Genomic DNA, 18304 nt, shown 5'->3' with positions numbered 1-18304 from the left:
TCATGCATCTCTCAACTATTGCGCACCGCCTGCAGCAATTTGCGCGGGGTGTGGTGCAGCACGTCGCGCATCCAGTCCGCGCCCAGCCCCCAGGATTCCAGCGCCTGGATCTGGTGGCTGTAGGAGTAGGGGATGTTCGGGAAGTCGGAGCCGAACACGATCTTGTGCGATAGCCCGGCCACGAGCTGCGGATACTCCGCCGGCAGTGGGGCGATGCGGTTCATGAATCCGGTGCCCACCATGGTGGTATCCAGGTAGACGCCCGGATGCTGCACGGCCAGCTGCGCGAACTGCGCATAGTCGGGCAAGCCGGCATGGGCGATGACCAGCACCAGCTGCGGATGGCGGGCGAGAAGTTCGCGGATCGGCCCGATCCCGGTGAACCGCCCGGCATGCGGCCCATGGCCGCAGTGGATCACCACCGGCGTCCGGGCCTCGGCCAGCAGCGCCCAGGCGCCTTCGAGCAGCGGATCGAGCGGGGTGAAGCCGCCCACCTGCACATGCACCTTGAACAGCTGCACCCCCTCGGCCAGCGCGGCGCGCACCAATTCGGTGGCCCCGGGCTCCGGGTAGAAGGTCCCCGAGCGGATCGCCTCGGGATGGCGGTCGGCGAACTGCCGCGAGTATTCGTTGAGCCAAGCGGCCATGTCCGGGCGGTGGGCATAGTTCAAGGTGCCGTAGGCGATCACGCCCAGTTCCCTCAGCGCGGCAACGCGCTGGGCCTCGGGCAGCCGGTAGCCGATCGGCCAAGGGTATCCGGCGCGCTGGGCTTCGCCATCGAAGTAGGACCAGACCTTGGCCAGCACTTTCTCCGGCATGAAGTGCACGTGCACGTCGATCAGGCCCGGGATGCCTAGGGCCTGCAGGTATGCCGGCACCGCCTAGTCGGTGGCGGGGCGGATGCCGGCGTGCTGGCTCAGTTGCTGCTCGATCATTGCTGGTGAGCCATCGCTAGGGAACCAGGATGACCTTGCCGGTGGTGGCGCGCGATTCCAGCGCGGCATGGGCCGCGGCGGCTTCGGCCAGCGGGAATTCGGCGCCGATGCGCACATCGATGTCCCCGGCGGCCACCCAGCCGAAGATATCGCCGAAGCGCCAGTGCATCTCTTCTTCGGTCGCCAGGAAGTCATCGAGCTTCGGACGGGTCACGCTCAGCGACCCGCCGGCGTTCAGCCGCTGCAGGTTGAAATCCGGGACCTGGCCGCTGGCTCCGCCAAAGAGCACCAGGGTGCCGCGGCGGCGCAGGGCGGCCAGCGAGGTTTCGAAGGTGTCCTTGCCGATGCCGTCGTACACCGCATGCACGCCGGCCCCGCCGGTGACCTGCTCGACGGTGGCGGCGACCTGGTCGTAGTCCACCACGTAGTCGGCGCCGGCAGCCTTGGCCAGGTCCTTTTTCTCCTGGGTCGAGGCGGTGGTGATTACCGTGGCGCCCTTGAGCTTGAGCAGCTGGGTGAGGATCAGCCCCACCCCGCCGGCGCCGGCGTAGGTCAGCACGACATCTCCGGAGTGCACCATGTAGCTCGAATGCACCAGGTAGTGCGCGGTCATGCCCTGCAGCGGCAGGGCAGCGGCAATGCGCAGCTCCACCGCATTCGGGACCTTGCCCGCACGCTTGGCCTCAACCAGCGCATACTGTGCGTAGCCGGCGGTGCCCGAGGCAGTGGCCACCCGGTCGCCGATCTTGTAGTTCTGCACCCCGTCGCCGATCTGCTCCACTACGCCGGAGAATTCGCTGCCCGGGGTGAAAGGGTAATCCACCTTGTAGACGCCGCTGCGCTGGTAGGTCTCGATGAAGTTCACTCCGGTGGCGGCGACCTTCACCAGCAACTGGCCGGGTCCCGGGGCGGGAACGGGCACCTGGCCCAGTTCCAATCCGTTGGCATCTGCTGGTTCATTAACCACAATGGCTTGCTGCTGCATGGCGCGGTACTCCTGGCGTGCGTGCGGGGGGATCCGGGGGAACGGTTCCCGGGTTGGTCTCTACGGCAAGTGTAGGACTTTGCGTCGTTGCGCGGGCCCGCCTGGGTTGGATGTCGGGTTACGTGACAAATAATTTTATGAATATTTATTAGCGCGGGTGAATATTTCGCGGTAGAATCTGGTCATGACGATTTCAGTAGCTGTTTCCGGCGCCAGCGGATACGCCGGTGGCGAGGTGCTGCGCATCCTCGCGGCCCACCCCGACGTAGAGATTGGCGCGATCACCGCCCATTCACAGGCCGGGCAGCGACTCGGCTCGATCGCACCGCACCTGCATGCGCTCGCCGATCGCGTACTGGTGGACACCACCGTGGAAAACCTCGCCGGGCACGACGTCGTGTTCCTGGCCCTGCCGCACGGAGCCTCGGCCGCCGTGGCCGCAGCCCTTCCCGAATCCACCCTGGTCATCGACGCCGGTGCGGACCACCGCCTGGAATCAGCCGTTGCGTGGAAGAAATTCTATGGTTCCGAGCATGCCGGCTTCTGGCCCTATGGCTTGCCTGAACTTCCCGGGCAGCGCGAAAAGCTGGTCGGCACCAAGCGCGTTGCGGTTCCCGGCTGCTACCCGACCGGCGCGCAGCTGGCCCTGGCCCCGGGCTTTGGAGCAGGACTGTTGGAGCCCGACGACGTAGTGATCGTCTCGGCCTCGGGCACCTCGGGTGCGGGCAAGTCGCTGAAGCCCAACCTGCTGGGCAGTGAAGTCATGGGCTCGATGAGCACCTACGGCGTGGGCGGCTCCCACCGCCACATCCCGGAAATGGAGCAGGGCTTCTCCAAGCTGGCCGGCGAGCCGGTCACCGTCTCCTTCACCCCGACTCTGGCCCCGATGCCGCGCGGCATCCTGACCACCGCCACCGCCAAGGTCAAGGCGGGAGTCACCGAAGCGATGCTGCGCGAGGCCTGGACCGAGGCCTACGCCGGCGAGCTGTTCGTGCACTTGCTGCCCGAAGGCCAGTGGCCCACCACCGGAGCGGTGCAGGCCTCCAACCATGTCCAGCTGCAGCTGGCCTTCGACACCCACGCCAACCGCGTGATCGTCACCGCCGCACTGGATAACCTCACCAAGGGCACCGCAGGTGCCGCCGTCCAGTCGATGAACATCGCCCTGGGCCTGGAAGAAAACACCGGATTGCTCATGCAAGGAGTTGCACCGTGAGTCTTGCCCACACCAGCACCCACCCATCGGCCGCCGCCACCGGCGTCACCGCCCCGGCAGGCTTCAGCGCCGCCGGCGTGCCAGCGGGCCTGAAGTCCACCGGCAAGAACGACGTCGTCGTGGTCAAGAACCACGGACCGGAATTCACCGCCGCCGGTGTCTTCACCTCCAACCGCGTGGCCGCCGCCCCGGTGCACTGGTCCAAGCAGGTGCTGGCCGACGGCCGCATCGACGCCGTAGTGCTCAACTCCGGGGGAGCCAATGCCTGCACCGGCGTCGAAGGCTTCGCCAATACCCACAAGACCGCCGAATACGCCGCGCAGCTGCTCGAAGTGTCCGCAGGTGACGTTGCCGTGGCCTCCACCGGCCTGATCGGCGAACAGCTGCCCATGGACAAGCTGCTTCCCGGCGTGAAGGCCGCTGCCGATACGCTGGCCGACGACCAGAACGCGGCCGATGCGGCCGCCGCGGGCATCATGACCACCGACACCGTGCCGAAGCTGGTCTCCCGCATCGTCGGGGCACCGGGCTCCGGCCAGGTCATCATCGGCGGCATGGCCAAGGGCGCGGGCATGCTCGCCCCGGCACTGGCCACCATGCTGGTAGTGCTCACCACCGACGCGGTGCTCACCAGTCAACAGGCCGATGACGCACTGCGCGCGGCCACCGCGATGAGCTTCGACCGCGCGGACTCCGATGGCTGCATGTCCACCAACGACACCGTGCTGCTGCTGGTCTCCGGCGCTTCGGGAGCCGCCCCGGTGATGGAAGAATTCACCGCCGCGCTGACCGATGCCTGCTGCGAGCTGGCCGCGAAGCTGATCGAGGACGCCGAGGGCGCCGATCACACCATCGCGATCCGCACCTACAACGCCGCCACCGAAGCCGACGCCCTGGAAGTTTCCAAGGCCGTCTCGCGCTCCAACCTGGTCAAGACCGCGGTCTTCGGCAAGGACCCGAACTGGGGCCGAGTGCTCTCCGAGGTCGGCACCACCAAAGCCGCTTTCGAACCCGGTGAGCTGAACGTGTCGATCAACGGCGTCATGGTCTGCAAGAACGGCGGGGTCGGCGAAGACCGCAACCTGGTCAATCTCGATGAGCGCAACGTATCCATCGAGATCGATTTGAACGCGGGCACCGAGCAAGCCACCGTGCTGACCAACGATTTGACCCACGACTACGTCCACGAGAACTCCGCCTACTCCAGCTAGGCAGAAACAAGGAACACTCCCATGGCCCACACCGCCCGCACCAACCTGGATATCGCCCAGTCCAAGGCCGAAGCGCTCATCGAGGCGCTGCCCTGGATCCAGCGCTTCGCCGGGACCACGATGGTCATCAAGTACGGTGGCAACGCGATGGTCAACGACGATCTGCGCCGCGCCTTCGCCGAAGACATCGTGTTCCTGCGCCACGCCGGGGTCAACCCGGTCGTAGTGCACGGCGGGGGACCGCAGATCAACAAGATGCTCGACACCTTGGGGATCGAATCCGAATTCCGCGGCGGGCTGCGCGTGACCACCCCAGAGGCCATGGACGTGGTGCGGATGGTGCTCACCGGCCAGGTACAGCGCGACCTGGTCGGCCTGATCAACTCGCACGGACCCTACTCGGTGGGCATGTCCGGCGAGGACGGCGCCACCTTGCAGGCAGTGCGCACCGGCACGGTCGTGGACGGCCTGCCCGTGGACTTGGGGCTGGTCGGCGAGGTCACCACCGTGCGCACCGACCAGGTGGACTCGCTGGTGGATGCCGGGATGATCCCGGTCATCTCCACCGTCGCCCCGGAGTTCGACGAATCCGGCGAGCCCACCGGCGCGGTGCTGAACGTCAACGCGGATACCGCCGCGGCCGCGCTGGCCACCGCGCTCGGCGCCGCCAAGCTGGTGATCCTCACCGACGTGGAGGGCCTGTACGCCGCCTGGCCGGACAAGTCCTCGCTGATCAGCTCGATCACCAACGACGAGCTGCGCTCCATGCTGCCGTCGCTGGAATCGGGCATGATCCCGAAAATGGGCGCCTGCCTGAAAGCCGTCGACGGGGGCGTGGGCCAGGCCCACATCGTCGATGGCCGCGCCCCGCACTCGATGCTGCTGGAAATCTTCACCACCGCCGGCGTGGGCACCCAGGTGCTCCCGGCCACCGCACAAAAGAAGGACGCCAAGTGAGCGAGCACGCCGCTGAAACCACCTCCTCCGCCCTGGCCGGAACCGCTGAAGCTGCCGGGCTGGCGCAGCTGTCCTCGGCCGCCCTGGCCGAACGCTACTCCAGCTCCCTGCTCGGCGTCTTCGGCACCCCGCAGCGCGTGCTGGTGCGCGGGGCCGGCTGCCATGTCTGGGACGCCGATGGCCACCAGTACCTGGATCTGCTCGGCGGCATCGCGGTCAACACCCTGGGCCACGGGCACCCGCTGCTGGCTTCCGTGATCAGCAGCCAGCTGTCCACCCTGGGCCATGTCTCGAACTTCTTCACTTCCCCCAGCCAGATCGCGCTGGCCGAGAAGCTGCTGGACATCTCCGCCGCCCCGGCCGGCTCCAAGGTCTTCTTCGCCAACTCCGGCACCGAAGCCAATGAGGCCGCGCTGAAGCTGACCCGGCGCAACGCCGGCACGCCGCAGGCCCCGCGCACCAAGGTGATCGCCCTGGAGCATTCCTTCCACGGCCGCACCTTGGGCGCGCTGTCGCTGACCTACAAGGAAAAGTACCGCGCGCCCTTCGCCCCGCTGCCCGAAAACGTCAGTTGGATCCCGGCCGGGGACATCGACGCGCTGCGTGCCGCGGTGGACGAAACCGTCGCGGCGGTCTTCATCGAGCCGATCCAGGGCGAAGCCGGCGTGAAGATGCTCTCCGCGCAGTACCTGCAGGCCGCCCGCGACATCACCCGCGAAGCCGGCGCCCTGCTGGTCTTCGACGAGGTGCAGACCGGCATGGGCCGCACCGGGGCGTTCTTCGCCTCGGCCCCAGTGATCCCGGACGTGATGACCCTGGCCAAGGGCCTGGGCGGAGGCTTCCCGATCGGGGCGATGATCGTGTTCGGCGAGCAGAACACCGCCTGGCTGGCCCCGGGCGACCACGGCACCACCTTCGGCGGCAACCCGGTGGCCTGCGCCGCCGGCCTGGCCGTCATCCACACCATCGAATCCCAGAACCTGCTGGCCCATGTGCGCGCCACCGGCGATTGGCTGCGCGAGCAGCTGGCAGGCGTCGAGGGCATTGCCGCCGTGCGCGGCGCCGGGCTGCTCACCGCCTTCGAACTGGCCGCCGCCAACGCGCCGAAGCTGGTCGCCGCGGCGCTGGATGCCGGATTCATCGTGAACGCCACCGACGAGAAGACCATCCGCCTGGCCCCGCCGCTGGTAATCACCACCGAGCAGCTGGGCACCCTGATCGCGGCCCTGCCGCAGCTGATCAGCGCCGCCAGCTAGCGGCCGGCAGCAACTTCGCGACCACCCCCTGCGACAGCAAAGGACTAACACCATGAGCGCAACCCGCCACTTCCTGACCGACCTGGATTTCACCCCCGACGAGCAGTCCAAGGTGCTGGACCTGGCCGCGGCGATGAAGGCCGACAAGTACGGCTACCAGCCGTTCGCCGGCCCGCAGAGCGTTGCGGTCTTCTTCGACAAGACCTCCACCCGCACCCGCGTGTCCTTCCACGCCGGCATCGCCGAACTCGGCGGCTCGCCGCTGATCATCAACTCCGCCGATTCGCAGCTGGGCCACAAGGAGTCCATCGCCGACTCCGCCAAGGTGCTCGAGCGCATGGTTTCCACCATCGTGTGGCGCACCTTCGCCCAGTCCGGCCTGGAGGAAATGGCCGCGAACTCTTCGGTTCCGGTGATCAACGCGCTATCGGACGACTACCACCCCTGCCAGCTGATCGCCGACCTGCTCACCGTGCGCGAGCACAAGGGCAAGACCGCCGGGCTGACCATGGCCTACCTGGGCGACGCGGCCAACAACATGGCCAACTCCTACCTGCTGGCCGGGGTCACCGCCGGCATGCACGTGCGCATCGCCGGCCCCGAGGGCTACCTGCCCGAAGCCCGCATCATCGAGGCCGCGCAGCAGCGCGCCGCGCTGACCGGGGGATCGGCCACGATCACCACCGATGCCGCCGCCGCGCTGCAAGACGCCGACGTGGTCGTCACCGACACCTGGGTGTCCATGGGCCAGGAAGCCGAGAAGGCCGAACGCCAGCAGCTGTTCACCGGCTACTCGGTGACCGCCGAAGCCATGAAGCTGGCCAAGGACGACGCGATCGTGCTGCATTGCCTGCCGGCCTACCGCGGCTACGAGATCGACGCCGAGATCATCGACGGCCCGCAGTCGGTCGTGTTCGACGAGGCCGAGAACCGCGTGCACGCGCAGAAGGCCGTGATGGCCTGGCTGATGGTCGCCTCCGGCCTGGCCGAAGATCCACGAGTGGAGCTCTAGGATGTCCGCCCAGCCAAGCACCAAAACCGCCCGCCAGGCCCGCATCCGCGCGTTCCTGGGCAACAACTCGGTCAAGTCCCAGGCCGAGCTGCTCGGCCTGCTCAAGGACGACGGGCTGGAAGTCACCCAGGCCACGCTCTCGCGCGACCTGGTGGAAATCGGAGCGGTGCGCATCCGCGACAATTCCGGGCAGCTGATCTACGCGGTGCGCCAGGAAGGCGGGGACCGTTCCCCGAAGACCGCGATCACCCAGGAAGTGCTCGACGCGCGCCTGGCCAAGATCTGCGCCGAGCAGCTGGTCACCGCCGAGGCCTCCGGGAATATCGTGGTGCTGCGCACCCCGCCGGGCGCGGCGAACCTGCTGGCCCTGGCCATCGACCACTCGCAGATGCCCTCGATCCTGGGCTGCATCGCGGGGGATGACACCATCATGGTCACCACCCGCGCGGCCGACGGCGGCGCCGAAGTGGCCGCCCGCTTCCTGCAGCTGGCCGAGCCGCGCTGACCGGCGCCGCCAGGTGATCGGGCGCTTGCCGCCGCGAACTTCTCCACAGTCCGCGGCGGCTTTGCCATGCCGGTCGAGATGGCGCCCGATGATCGGGGCATGGAACCACTTCAGAGCGCCAGCGCCACGAGCACCGCGGGACCCGCACTGGCCGCCAGCCTGGGGACCGTGGCGCAGCAGCTGGCCAGCGGCACCCCGCTGGACGCCGCCAGCTTGCTGCGCGCCGAAGCCGCGTGCCTGTTGCTGTTCCAGAACCTCTGCGCCCAGGCCTCGGGCTGCGCCGATCCGCGCCTCGCGCTAGCCCACGCCCACTTCGCCGAAGCCTTCAGCCGGCAAGCCGCCCGCACCGTCGTGATGGCGGCAAGCCAGGTGGAGACCAGCGCTGCCCACGCCCTGGACCTCGCCGAATTCGACCACCTGCGCGCGGGCACCACCGATTTCAGCGCCCCTGCGCAATTCGCGCCCGGCCGCACCCTCTACCTCGATGCGGCCACCGTCCTGTCCCAGATGCTGGATGTGAATTATTTCGAGGCCGACCGCCGCGTCAGGGACGCCCATCTGGTCCACGCCCGCAAGGATATCGCCGGTGCTGCCTGCGCCCCGCGTTTCACCCTGCTCGCAGAACACTTTGCCGGCACTCCCGCCCCAGGCACGCCAGTCGCAGATCCGTCCACGGAGGCCATGCTGTCGCCTGCCGGCTGGGCCCTGCCTGGCCTGCACAGCACGCCGGATCCCCGCGAGGTGCTGAAAACCGCCCGCGCGCTGGACAAGTTCGAACCCGAAGACACCACCTTCGACGGCCTGCCCACCACGGCCACTGCCAAGGCCGCCGACGGCACCTTGCTCGAGGAGCATGCCGCCGCGCACCTGAGGGAAGACCAGATCCGCATCCGGCAGAAGCGCATCAATGGCTTGATCAAGGAGTACAAGGACGCGCACGACCAGGCTACGACCCCGAAGCTGGGCCTCTTCCGCGGCAAGGTGGTCAATGGGGTTCATGAATTCATCGTCCGTGTCCGGGAGATCGACGCGGAACTCTGGGAATCGCTGATCACGCAGGCCGACAACAAGCGCACCAAGGCCGGCGCCGCCGCCCGCAAGGCCGCAGGCGCCGCCAGCGACAGCCCTTCCGGCGATGAGCACTGCGATACCGCAGAGCCGTCTTCCAGCGGACACCCCGGCCCGGAGCCCGACCCCGACCCGGAATCCGACGGCGGCCAGCAAGCGCCTGGTGGCAAGGCCGAGTGGGAAGAACCCGGGGAGCACCTCTGGAACAGCGACCAACCTGCTCCGGACTGGGCGGGCGTTGGCCTGCCAGCTCCTGCGGATGATGCCGCGCCAGATCCCGACCCGCCGAACCCGCCGGGCACACCACTGCCGGGCTTGCCGGCAACTTGTTCGGTGCCCGAACGCCGGCTCAATGCGCTGAACGCAATCCTGCGCAATATCGGCCCCGACAGCCAGGGCAAGCGCATCACCCCCGAAATCGTGGTGCACGCGCGCTTTGAGGATCTCCAGGATCTCGCATCGCTCACCGGCATCAGCGCGCACGGCGTGCAAATTTCCGTGCCCCAGTTGCGCACCATGCTGTGCGAAGCCAAGGTGATCAGCCCGATCTACAACGCCGACGGGGTGATCATGGATATCGGACGCGACGCCCGGCTCTTCCCGCGCTGGATGAAACTTGCCGCCCGCGACCGGGACGGCGGCTGCCTGGTCCCAGGCTGCACGGCAGACCCGGCACTGATCGAATTCCACCACTTCAAACCGTGGGCCAAGGGCGGCCATACCCGACTCCAGGACTGCTGCCCGCTCTGCGCACTGCACCACACCATGGTCCACAGCGGCTACCTGAAACTGGTCAAGATCAAGGGCCTGCCCCATGTCATCCTGCCCAAGCATCTGGATCCGCAGCAGCTGCCGCGGCGCAACACCTATTTCGCCCGCACCTAGCTGCCCGACCTCGCAAAACTGCCGCGCCCTCGACTAGGAGTGCGCGGCAGAGTTCGTGCGTTAATGCCATTCGGATTCGGTCAGGCGGCAATATCCTCCACGGCATCCAGCGAGAACGCCCGCTCGAAGGCGGCCTGGACCTCATCGGTATGCGCGACCAGGATGATCTTGTGGATCGGCGAAATATGCTTATTGGTCTCGATCCACCGGCTGATCGCTGCATGGGCGATGCTGGCAACCTGATCAGGATCCCACCCGAACGCCCCTGCGCCAATCGCCGGGAACGCGACCGAGTGGGCCTCGTGGCGGGCCGCGACATACAGGGAGTTCACGAAGCAGTCGTCGAGGATCTTGGGGTTCGGCTTGATCAGCGCCAAGTTGGGGGCCGCGGTGTGGACGACCCACTTGGCATGCAGGTTGCCGGCCTTGGTGACGACGGCAATGCCCGAAGGAATCCCGTCGGGGTAGCGATTGGCCCGAATTTCCCGGCAGGCGGCCAGCAGGCTGGGACCAGCAGCTGCATGGATCGCGCCGTCGACGCCGCCTCCACCGAGCAGCGAAGGATTGGCCGCATTGACGATGGCATCAACATGAAGGGTGGTGATATCACCCCGGTACAGCTGGATTTCCATTGGGTACCTCCGAAGAACGTTCCGTATCGGCTCTATGATCACACCATACGCCCGGGCGCTGAGTACTGGAAGAGGCAAAACCTAAGGTTTCCTGCGTGTTCCGGAGCCTGGCCAGGCCCCGCAGAGCAGGCCGCAGCGATAAGCATGTGATGCATGAATCGGCACACCGTTGCATAAATATGAGTTACATTGCATAAAGCTTTGCTAGAGTAGGGTGCAACGTCAATTTTCTCCGGCAGAAAGGAACGGGCCATGGCCTCGTCAACAAATGAAGGATCGCTCTGGGGCGGTCGCTTCTCCGGCGGCCCAGCGGATGCAATGGCAGCGCTGAGCAAGTCCACCCACTTCGACTGGCGCCTGGCCAGCTACGATATTGCCGGATCCCGTGCCCATGCCAAGGTGCTGAACCGCGCGGGCCTGCTCACCGATGCCGAGCTGGCAGACATGATCGCCGCCCTGGACCAGCTCGAAGCCGACGTCATCTCCGAGGTCTATGTCGCAGCGCCAACCGACGAAGACGTCCACGGCTCGCTGGAACGCGGCCTGCTGGAGCGCGCCGGCACCGCCCTGGGCGGCAAGCTGCGCGCCGGCCGGTCGCGCAATGACCAGATCGCCACCCTGGGCCGGATGTTCCTGCGCGACCACGCGCGGATCATCGCCCGCGGCGTGATCGACACCCTTGACGCCATGGTCGAGCAGGCCAAGGCGCACCCCTATGCGCCGATGCCCGGGCGCACCCACCTGCAGCATGCCCAGCCGATCCTGCTCTCGCACCTGCTGCTGGCCTACTCCTGGCCGCTGCTGCGTGATGTGCAGCGCCTGGTCGACTGGGACAAGCGTGCCGCCGTGTCGCCCTATGGTTCCGGTGCGCTGGCCGGCCAGACCCTGGGCCTGGATCCGAACTTCGTCGCCGCCGAGCTGGGCTTCGACTCGGCCGTGCATAACTCGATCGACGGCACCGCCGCCCGCGACGTGTTCGCCGAATTCTCCTGGATCGCGGCCATGATCGGCGTTGACCTCTCGCGCGTCTCGGAGGAGGTCATCCTCTGGGCCACCAAGGAATTCAGCTTCGTGAAGCTGCACGATTCCTTCTCCACCGGCTCCTCGATCATGCCGCAGAAGAAGAACCCCGATATCGCCGAGCTGGCCCGCGGCAAGGCAGGGCGCCTGATCGGCGACCTGACCGGCCTGCTGGCTACCCTCAAGGCCTTGCCCCTGGCCTACAACCGCGACCTGCAGGAAGACAAGGAACCGGTATTCGACGCCGCGGACACCCTGGAAATCCTGCTGCCGGCGGTCGCCGGAATGATGGGCACCTTGACCTTCAATACCGAGCGCATGGCGGATCTGGCCCCGCAGGGCTTCGCCTTGGCGACCGACATCGCCGAATGGCTGGTCCGCCAGGGCGTGCCGTTCCGCGACGCCCACGAACTCTCCGGCGCTGCGGTGCAGCTGGCCGAATCGCGCGGCGTGGAACTGTGGGACCTGACCGACGAGGAATACGCCGGCATCTCCGAGCACCTGACCCCGGCGGTGCGCGAGGTGCTCTCCACCGAGGGTTCGCTGAACGCCCGCAACGGCCAGGGCGGCACCGCCCCGAGCGCAGTCGCAGCGCAGCTCGCCGAGTTCGAGCGTCAGCTCGACCAGATCAAGGCCTGGGCCAAGTAGCACCAGGCAGGGCCAAGCGGCCGCCGCGCGGGAAGAATCCTGCCCGGCGGCCACTTGCGCCTTAACCACGGCTTCGAGCCCTTGCGCATTTGCGCCCGATTCGCGCTAAAGTGTGATTCATGACTCGACTCCTGGCCCCTGCCGAACTCATCGGGCAGGTCACCACCGCATTGGATGAACTTTCCGTACAGGTGCGGGAGGTTCCCGACACCCAGTACAGCAAGCCCAGTTCGCTGCCGGGCTGGAGCACCGCCCAGCTGATCGCGCATCTGGCCTCCTTCGCGAAGGCCGCCGTGTGCCAGTTCGAGTACGCCGGAGCCCAGCGGCCGCCGCTGATGTACGACGGGGGCGCCGAGGGCCGGATCGAGGCGATCAACATGACCGCGCTGATGCGCCCGGAGTCCCTGCGCGCCTTGGCCGCCGACGCGTTGGCCCAGTTGCGCGCCACCCTGCCTGGTGCCGAAGCCACGTGGGAGGAGCCGGTGGGGTACCGCCCGGGGGCCAAGGCCGCGGACCTGATGTACGCGACCTGGCGAGAGATGCTGATCCACGCCACCGACCTGGACGAATTCCTGCGCCCGGCCGCCAGCTGGCCGCCGGCATTCAGCGCGCATCTGTTCCGGGCGCTCGAAGCCCGCGTTCCGGAAGGAACCCGCCTGGTGCTGCAGCCGCATGGCAAACCCCGGATCGTGCTCGGGGACGGGGCGAAATCGTGGGTGCTCTCGGGCACCGATTTCGACTTGGCCGCATGGATGGCCGGCCGCCCGGCGGCCGGGCCGGTGCAGGTTACCGCGGCCGCCGACGGGGCCGCGGACCCGCAGCTGCTGCCCTGGCCCAGCGATCGCTTGATGAACCGCTAGCCTGGATGGTTAACCGCCGTACCGCATGGACACCGCCCAAAATGTGCTCATGATTATGCACGATCGTGCGGCGTGCGGCGCGCGAAGGGACTAAAATTACTAGGCGTGACTACTTCTGAGAGCATTAGCGACCTGCTGGATCGACTGTGCGAGATCGTGCCCGACTACCCGCAGCCAGGGATCTCCTTCAAGGACCTCACCCCGGTCTTCGCCGACCCGACCGGCCTGCGCCGCATGGTCGACGAGCTGATCGCCCCCTTTGAGGGGCAGTTCGACATCGTCGCGGGCCTCGAAGCCCGCGGTTTCGTGCTGGCGGCGGCCGCCGCCTACGCCTCGGGCAAGGGCATGCTGACCATCCGCAAGGCCGGCAAGCTGCCGCGCGAGGTCTACCGCGACGAGTACACCTTGGAATACGGCACCAGCTGCCTGGAGGTGCACAAGGACGAGATCGCCCCGGGCACCCGCGTGCTGATCCTCGACGATGTGCTGGCCACCGGCGGCACCGTGGGTTCAGCGGTCCGCCTGCTGGAGCAGACCGGTGCCAGGATCGCCGGCGTCGGCGTCGTGCTGGAACTCGATGGCCTCGAAGGACGGGCCAAGCTGCCGGGGCACAAGGTGCTCTCCTTGCAGGTCGTCCACTCCTGAGCCGGGCAGCGCGGTGCCGAAGCGGCAGCCGGGAAGCGGCGCGCAGGTAACAAACCGCCACGCTTCCACGCCGTTGGCGAACAGCCCGGCAGCGGGCCCGGCCAGCGCTTGGCACCGGTGCGCGCGATTACCTGCGCCGGGCCAAAGGCGCGTATCATTATCTGTCCTGTGTTTTTACGTGGGAACCGTTTTACGTAGGGCCCTGTGCTTTGCGCAGGGGCACATTTTGAGCGCGAGGGGAAACTGGGTTGACCGATACGATCGAGGCCGATCTATTAGCTGAATCCGACTATGTGGGCCGCCTGTACGCGCGGCTGGACGAGTTGCGCGCCGAAAAGGTGGAGCAGCTTGAGCGCACCCGGGCCCAGGGGGCGGTGGGCACCTTCCAGAACATGTCCGAACGCGACTCTTTCGCCACCCTCTACGAGGACCGGATTGCCCAGCTCGACGCCGTCGAGGACCGACTGGTCTTCGGCCGCCTGGATATGGCAGCCAACGGCCAGGGGCAGGAAGCCGGCAACGGCTCATCCTCCGGCGCCCCCCGCTACATCGGCCGCATCGGCCTGTCCGACGAGGACCTGAACCGGCTGATGATCGACTGGCGCGCCAGCGAAGCGGCCCCCTTCTACCAGGCGACCGCGCTGAATCCGCGCGGGGTGCGCCGCCGCCGCCACCTGATGCTCAAGGGCCGGACCGTGGCCGGCATCGAGGACGACGTGCTCGACGAGACCTGGCTGGATGAGGGGCACACCCACCACGGCGAGGGCGCGCTGATGGCCGCTTTGCGCGAGAAGCGCACCGGCCGCATGGGCGATATCGTCGGCACCATCCAGGCCGAGCAGGATGCGATCATCCGCGCGCAGCTGCCCGGCGCCGTCGTGGTCCAGGGCGGTCCGGGCACCGGCAAGACCGCCGTCGCCCTGCACCGCGCGGCGTTCCTGCTCTACGAGTACCGCGAACGGCTGAAGAACGCCGGGGTGCTGATCGTCGGCCCGTCCACTTCCTTCATGCGCTACATCGAGCGCGTACTGCCCTCGCTGGGCGAGACCGGCGTGGTCATGTCCTCGGTGGGCGAGCTCTACCACGGCATCCACGCCGTGCCGGAAACCAGCCGCACCGTCGCCCGGCTCAAGGGCCAGCTGTCCATGGCCAGGGTGATCGCCACTGCGGTGCGCAATCGCCAGCGGCTGATTCCGGAAACCCGCACCCTGGTCGTGGAGGGAACCCGCCTGACCCTGACCCCGAAGATGGTCAAGAACGCACGAGAACGCGCCCGCCACACCCACAAGCCCTACAACGAGGCCCGCGAAACCTTCGTCAAGGTGCTGGTGGGGGACCTGGCCGAGCAGTTGCGCCGCAAGCTGGAGGAATCGGCCGGGCAGTCCTCGACCACTGACCGTTCCTACCTGCCCCAGGAAGTGCGCGAATCGCACGATGTGCGCGTGGCGCTGAACCTGTGCTGGATGCCGATGACCCCGCAGCAGCTGGTGGCCGAGTTGTTCGCCACCCCGCACCTTTTGGCCGCCGCGGCCCCGCACCTGAAGGAAACGGACCGCGACGCCCTGTACCGCCGGGCCGGCTCGCCGTTCACCGAGGCCGATGTGCCGCTGCTCGATGAGGCATCCGGGCTGCTCGGCGAGTTCGCCGACCCGCTGGCCGGCACGCACACCGCCCAGTACGAGGCCGACGTGGAAAATGCCAAGGCCGCGCTGCGCAATATGCACACCATGCTGGAAAACGCCGGCATCGACGGTGTGGTCACCGCGGAGCAGGTGGCCGGGGTGAACCAGGAAACTGCGGCCCGGCTCACGGCCGCCGAACGCGCCGTCGCCGATCGCACCTGGGCCTACGGGCACATCGTGGTCGACGAGGCGCAGGAGCTTTCGCCGATGCAGTGGCGCCTGCTGGTTCGCCGCTGCCCGATGAAGTCCTTCACCATCGTGGGCGACATCGCCCAGACCTCGGCCGCCTCGGGCGCCAGCAGCTGGTCCCAGGCCCTGGAGCCGTTCTTCGGTGAGCGCTTCGAGCTCGAAGAGCTGACCGTCAACTACCGCACCCCGGCGCAGATCGCCGACGCGGCGGTGCGCGTGGCCCAGGCCGCCGGCCTGCGGATCACCACCCCGCAGGCGGTCCGCGAAGGCGACTGGCCACCGGTGCTGACCAAAACCACCGAGGCCGAAGTCCAGGATGCGGTCCTGGCCGCGCTGGGCGAAGAGCTGGAGTACTCGGCCGGGGGACTGCAGGCGATCATCGTGCCGCAGCAGGATCTGGCCCGCATCCGCGCGGCGGTCCAGGACGTGCATGGCGACCGCGTTGGCGCCGGTTCGGGCGGATTGAGCCAGGACATCGTGGTGATCACCGCGCGCGAGTCCAAGGGCCTGGAATTCGACGGCGTGCTGATCCTGGAACCGGCCGAGCTGGTCGACGAGGTGGACGGCGGCGTGGGCGATTTGTATGTGGCGATGACCCGTACCACCCAGCGCCTGCGCGTGGTCCACACCCGCGAACTGCCTGAAGGCCTGGAAGGCTAGCAGCGCACCGCGGGGTCGGCTATGTGACCAAGGGGCGGGCCGGGGAAGTGGCACGAGCCTGCCACCAAGCGATAACCTTAAACCCATGCGCCGGGAAGGCAACCCCAACTCCCGGTGCGATCACAGGTGCACGCAAGCAGCAACGCGGGCACTCGGGGCAGAACGAAGACAGAAAATGGTCACAGTGAGCATGTCTGATACGAAGCAGAATCCCGTGATTGCGGGACAGAGCAACGACGCATCTTTCGAGAACGTCTGGCAGGAACTCAAGTGGCGCGGCCTGGTGCACGTGTCCACCGACGAAACCGAGCTGGAACGAGCCCTGTCCGAAGAGTCTGTGACCTACTATTGCGGGTTCGATCCCACTGCGCCGTCCCTGCATCTGGGCAACCTGGTGCAGTTGCTGAATATGCGCCGCCTGCAGCTGGCCGGCCACAAGCCGCTGGCCCTGGTTGGCGGTTCCACCGGCCTGATCGGCGACCCGCGCCAAACTGCGGAGCGCACCTTGAACACCAGGGAGACGGTGACCGAGTGGGTCGCCAAGCTCCAGGCGCAGGTTTCCCGCTTCCTCTCCGATGAGGGCGAGAACGCGGTGCAGCTGGTCAACAACCTGGACTGGACGCAGCAGCTGTCGGCCTTGGACTTCTTGCGCGATGTGGGCAAGTACTTCCGTGTGGGCACGATGATCAAGAAGGAGATCGTCGCCGCGCGACTGAACTCCGACGAGGGCATCAGCTACACCGAGTTCTCCTACCAGGTGCTGCAGGGCTACGACTTCCTGGAGCTGAACCGCCAGTACGGCTGCACCCTGCAGACCGGCGGCTCGGACCAGTGGGGCAACCTGACCAGCGGCACCGACCTGATCCGCAAGGTCCAGGGCAACTCGGTGCACGCCTACGGCACCCCGCTGATCACCAACTCCGACGGCACCAAGTTCGGCAAGTCCGAGGGCAACGCCATCTGGCTGGATGCCGAAATGTGCAGCCCGTACACCTTCTACCAGTTCTGGCTGAACACCTCCGACGCGGATGTGATCGACCGCTTGAAGGTATTCACCTTCCTGACCCGCGAGCAGATCGCGGAACTGGCAACCGAAGTTGCAGAGCGCCCGTTCAAGCGCGTCGCCCAGCGCACCTTGGCCTGGGAAGTCACTTCCCTGGTTCACGGTGTGCAGGCTACCGAGCAGGTGATCGCCGCTTCGGCTGCGGTCTTCGGCAATGGCGATCTGGGCGCGATTGATCTTCCTACCCTGGAATCGGTTATCGCGGAGCTGCCTTCGGCGAAGGTTGCTGCGGACGATCTGGGCATTTTGAATGTCCTGGTTGCCTCGGGCCTGAGCAAGTCATTGTCCGAAGCACGCCGTACGGTCGCTGAAGGTGGCGCCTACGTCAATAACGGCAAGGTTGGCGGCATCGAAACTGAACTGGCCGAGGCGGACTTCCTGCATGGCCGCTACGCGATCGTGCGCCGCGGCAAGAAGAACATGGCAGTGGCTGAACTGGCCAAGTAGGGCCCAGTAACTACCGCACTACACTAAACCGCCGGAAAAGCTTGTGAACCAAGACACTTTTCCGGCGGTTTTGTTGTACCTAATTATGATAATCCCTAGTCAAGGTCGGATTAGAGGCTGAAATTCGACCCGTAGGCCGATTTTGCGTCGTGGCTGAACCCGTGTAGAGTTTTATCTCGCGCCGCTGATCCGGACAGCCTGAAAGGGCGAAACGGAAACGGCGGGGTGAACAAGACTGAAACGTCGAGTTGACAACGGTCAACTTGGTGGTAAGCTTGTAAAGTTGCTCCGGAGCGAAGCAGTCATCGAAGGATTGGTGGTTGTGGTGTCGAGAGTGTTTGTTGTTTGAGAACTCAATAGTGTGCCAAGTTTGTTGATACCGAATATTTTTATTTGGTGAATACATAACATTTGCTTGAGGCATTGCA

15 protein-coding genes are annotated in these 18304 nt (G+C 66.8%); 12 read left to right on the top strand and 3 right to left on the bottom strand.

Annotated features, from left to right (window positions below; genetic code table 11):
• Window positions 1–11 precede the first annotated feature (11 nt).
• Together ACIQTS_RS06525 and ACIQTS_RS06520 are read right to left on the bottom strand one after the other, a co-directional pair.
• Window positions 12–878, bottom strand: coding sequence for an amidohydrolase family protein (locus tag ACIQTS_RS06525; RefSeq protein ID WP_402472185.1), 867 nt, complete (start codon window positions 876–878; stop codon window positions 12–14).
• Between the two features lie 73 nt (window positions 879–951).
• Window positions 952–1920 carry a quinone oxidoreductase family protein gene (locus ACIQTS_RS06520; RefSeq protein ID WP_400290537.1) on the bottom strand — a complete coding sequence of 323 codons (969 nt, stop codon included), beginning with the start codon at window positions 1918–1920 and terminating at the stop codon, window positions 952–954.
• A 184-nt stretch (window positions 1921–2104) separates the two neighbouring features.
• Between ACIQTS_RS06520 and argC the strand changes: the two genes are divergently transcribed.
• From argC to ACIQTS_RS06485, 7 genes are all read left to right on the top strand, one after another.
• Window positions 2105–3136 (top strand): N-acetyl-gamma-glutamyl-phosphate reductase, encoded by a 1032-nt coding sequence (gene argC, locus ACIQTS_RS06515; RefSeq protein ID WP_402472183.1) that lies wholly within the window; start codon window positions 2105–2107, stop codon window positions 3134–3136.
• Window positions 3133–4347: a bifunctional glutamate N-acetyltransferase/amino-acid acetyltransferase ArgJ gene (gene argJ, locus ACIQTS_RS06510; protein ID WP_402472180.1), complete on the top strand. Its 1215-nt coding sequence runs from the start codon at window positions 3133–3135 to the stop codon at window positions 4345–4347. The genes argC and argJ overlap by 4 nt, the downstream gene beginning before the upstream one ends.
• Before the next feature lie 21 nt (window positions 4348–4368).
• Window positions 4369–5304, top strand: coding sequence for an acetylglutamate kinase (argB, locus tag ACIQTS_RS06505; protein WP_400290545.1), 936 nt, complete (start codon window positions 4369–4371; stop codon window positions 5302–5304).
• Window positions 5301–6560 (top strand): acetylornithine transaminase, encoded by a 1260-nt coding sequence (locus ACIQTS_RS06500; protein WP_105658131.1) that lies wholly within the window; start codon window positions 5301–5303, stop codon window positions 6558–6560. The genes argB and ACIQTS_RS06500 overlap by 4 nt, the downstream gene beginning before the upstream one ends.
• Window positions 6561–6612: 52 nt before the next feature.
• Complete coding sequence (gene argF, locus ACIQTS_RS06495) at window positions 6613–7572, top strand: ornithine carbamoyltransferase (protein ID WP_402472177.1); 960 nt, start codon at window positions 6613–6615, stop codon at window positions 7570–7572.
• 1 nt (window position 7573) lies between these two features.
• A complete protein-coding gene (locus tag ACIQTS_RS06490) occupies window positions 7574–8077 on the top strand; it encodes an arginine repressor (RefSeq protein ID WP_105658129.1) in 504 nt (167 codons plus the stop codon).
• Between the two features lie 99 nt (window positions 8078–8176).
• Window positions 8177–10030 (top strand): HNH endonuclease signature motif containing protein, encoded by a 1854-nt coding sequence (locus tag ACIQTS_RS06485; protein WP_402472173.1) that lies wholly within the window; start codon window positions 8177–8179, stop codon window positions 10028–10030.
• 80 nt (window positions 10031–10110) lie between these two features.
• On the opposite strand, the gene ACIQTS_RS06480 is transcribed toward ACIQTS_RS06485, so the two are convergent.
• Complete coding sequence (locus tag ACIQTS_RS06480) at window positions 10111–10662, bottom strand: macro domain-containing protein (protein WP_402472170.1); 552 nt, start codon at window positions 10660–10662, stop codon at window positions 10111–10113.
• Between the two features lie 252 nt (window positions 10663–10914).
• Between ACIQTS_RS06480 and argH the strand changes: the two genes are divergently transcribed.
• The 5 genes from argH (at window position 10915) to tyrS (ending at window position 17876) form a co-directional block, all read left to right on the top strand.
• The gene (gene argH / locus ACIQTS_RS06475; RefSeq protein ID WP_402472167.1) at window positions 10915–12330 is read left to right on the top strand and encodes an argininosuccinate lyase; all 1416 of its coding nucleotides are present in this window, start codon (window positions 10915–10917) and stop codon (window positions 12328–12330) included.
• A gap of 119 nt (window positions 12331–12449) precedes the next feature.
• Window positions 12450–13190 (top strand): maleylpyruvate isomerase family mycothiol-dependent enzyme, encoded by a 741-nt coding sequence (locus tag ACIQTS_RS06470; protein ID WP_402472164.1) that lies wholly within the window; start codon window positions 12450–12452, stop codon window positions 13188–13190.
• A 105-nt stretch (window positions 13191–13295) separates the two neighbouring features.
• A complete protein-coding gene (locus tag ACIQTS_RS06465) occupies window positions 13296–13835 on the top strand; it encodes an adenine phosphoribosyltransferase (protein ID WP_105658124.1) in 540 nt (179 codons plus the stop codon).
• A 248-nt stretch (window positions 13836–14083) separates the two neighbouring features.
• Window positions 14084–16366, top strand: coding sequence for a HelD family protein (locus ACIQTS_RS06460; RefSeq protein ID WP_402472161.1), 2283 nt, complete (start codon window positions 14084–14086; stop codon window positions 16364–16366).
• Window positions 16367–16556: 190 nt separating this feature from the next.
• Complete coding sequence (gene tyrS, locus ACIQTS_RS06455) at window positions 16557–17876, top strand: tyrosine--tRNA ligase (RefSeq protein ID WP_402472729.1); 1320 nt, start codon at window positions 16557–16559, stop codon at window positions 17874–17876.
• The last annotated feature ends 428 nt before the right edge of the window (window positions 17877–18304 follow it).

The sequence above is a fragment of the Glutamicibacter sp. NPDC090743 genome (genome assembly GCF_044769125.1).
GTDB lineage: Bacteria > Actinomycetota > Actinomycetes > Actinomycetales > Micrococcaceae > Glutamicibacter.
Note: the sequence above shows the minus strand (reverse complement) of the source record. Positions and strands in the feature narration are given on the sequence as shown.

Excerpts from the sequence above, each read along its gene's own strand:
- ACIQTS_RS06520 (WP_400290537.1), bottom strand. The coding sequence starts at position 1,920 with ATGCAGCAGCAAGCCATTGTGGTTAATGAACCAGCAGATGCCAACGGA.
- argC (WP_402472183.1), top strand. The coding sequence starts at position 2,105 with ATGACGATTTCAGTAGCTGTTTCCGGCGCCAGCGGATACGCCGGTGGC.
- argB (WP_400290545.1), top strand. The coding sequence starts at position 4,369 with ATGGCCCACACCGCCCGCACCAACCTGGATATCGCCCAGTCCAAGGCC.
- argF (WP_402472177.1), top strand. The coding sequence starts at position 6,613 with ATGAGCGCAACCCGCCACTTCCTGACCGACCTGGATTTCACCCCCGAC.
- ACIQTS_RS06490 (WP_105658129.1), top strand. The coding sequence starts at position 7,574 with ATGTCCGCCCAGCCAAGCACCAAAACCGCCCGCCAGGCCCGCATCCGC.
- ACIQTS_RS06485 (WP_402472173.1), top strand. The coding sequence starts at position 8,177 with ATGGAACCACTTCAGAGCGCCAGCGCCACGAGCACCGCGGGACCCGCA.
- ACIQTS_RS06480 (WP_402472170.1), bottom strand. The coding sequence starts at position 10,662 with ATGGAAATCCAGCTGTACCGGGGTGATATCACCACCCTTCATGTTGAT.
- argH (WP_402472167.1), top strand. The coding sequence starts at position 10,915 with ATGGCCTCGTCAACAAATGAAGGATCGCTCTGGGGCGGTCGCTTCTCC.
- ACIQTS_RS06470 (WP_402472164.1), top strand. The coding sequence starts at position 12,450 with ATGACTCGACTCCTGGCCCCTGCCGAACTCATCGGGCAGGTCACCACC.
- tyrS (WP_402472729.1), top strand. The coding sequence starts at position 16,557 with ATGTCTGATACGAAGCAGAATCCCGTGATTGCGGGACAGAGCAACGAC.